A 1,122-nucleotide genomic window follows, 5' to 3' on the forward strand; every position below is an offset into this window, starting at 1 on the left:
AGGGGCTGTCGGCGCCGGCGGCGGCGGGGTGTTCGGTGCGGGCGGGGCAGCAGCCGATGGGGCAGAGGTCGTGGGAGGGGCCGAGGGCGCCGAGGGCGCAGCGTTCGGCTCGGGTGCCGCGTTCGGTGGCGGCGCGTTCGAGGAGCAGGTCGCGGACGGCGGCGGCGAAGCGGGGGTCGGCGCCGACGGTGGCGGAGCGGCGGACCGGGAGTCCGAGTTCGGCGGCCTTGGCGGTGGCCTCGGTGTCGAGGTCGTAGAGGACTTCCATGTGGTCGGAGACGAAGCCGATCGGGATCATGACGACGGCGGGGGCGCCGGCGGCGTGCAGGTCCTCCAGGTGGTCGCAGATGTCCGGTTCCAGCCAGGGGACGTGCGGGGCGCCGCTGCGGGACTGGTAGACGAGCTGCCAGGGGTGGTCGGTGCCGGTCCGCTCGCGGACCGCGTCGGCGACGGTCCGGGCGACGTCGAGGTGCTGCTTCACGTAGGCGCCGCCGGGGCCGTGGTCGGCGGGGGGGCCGGAGGTGTCGGCGGCGGAGTCGGGGATGGAGTGGGTGGTGAAGGCGAGGTGGGCGCCGGCCCGGACGGTGTCGTCGAGGTCGGCGAGGGAGGCGAGGACGCCTTCGACCATGGGTTCCACGAAGCCGGGGTGGTTGAAGTAGTGGCGGAGCTTGTCGACGCGGGGCAGCGGCAGGCCCTCGGCCTCCAGGGCGGCGAGCGCGTCGGCGAGGTTCTCGCGGTACTGGCGGCAGCCGGAGTAGGAGGCGTAGGCGCTGGTGGTGAGGACGGCGATGTGGCGGCGGCCGTCGTGGACCATCTCGCGGAGGGTGTCGGTGAGGTAGGGGGCCCAGTTGCGGTTGCCCCAGTAGACCGGCAGGCGCAGGCCGGCCCCGTCGAAGTCGGCCCGCAGCGCGTCGAGCAGGGCGCGGTTGTGGTCGTTGATCGGGCTGACGCCGCCGAAGAGGAAGTAGTGCTGCCCCACCTCCTTGAGCCGCTCCTTGGGGATGCCGCGGCCGCGCGTCACGTTCTCCAGGAACGGGACGACGTCGTCCGGGCCCTCGGGGCCGCCGAAGGAGAGCAGCAGCAGGGCGTCGTACGGGGCGGGATCGTGCTGATCGGACATGG

At 74.0% G+C, this 1,122-nt stretch carries 1 protein-coding gene; it reads right to left on the bottom strand.

Features of this window, described 5'->3' with window-relative positions; translation table 11 throughout:
- Positions 1 to 1,120, bottom strand: a 1,120-nt coding sequence (locus IE245_RS36565) for a ferrochelatase (protein WP_189955767.1), incomplete at its 3' end; no start/stop codon positions are given.
- Positions 1,121 to 1,122: the final 2 nt, after the last annotated feature.

Source organism: Streptomyces roseolus, assembly GCF_014649855.1.
GTDB classification, from domain to species: Bacteria; Actinomycetota; Actinomycetes; order Streptomycetales; family Streptomycetaceae; genus Streptomyces; species Streptomyces roseolus.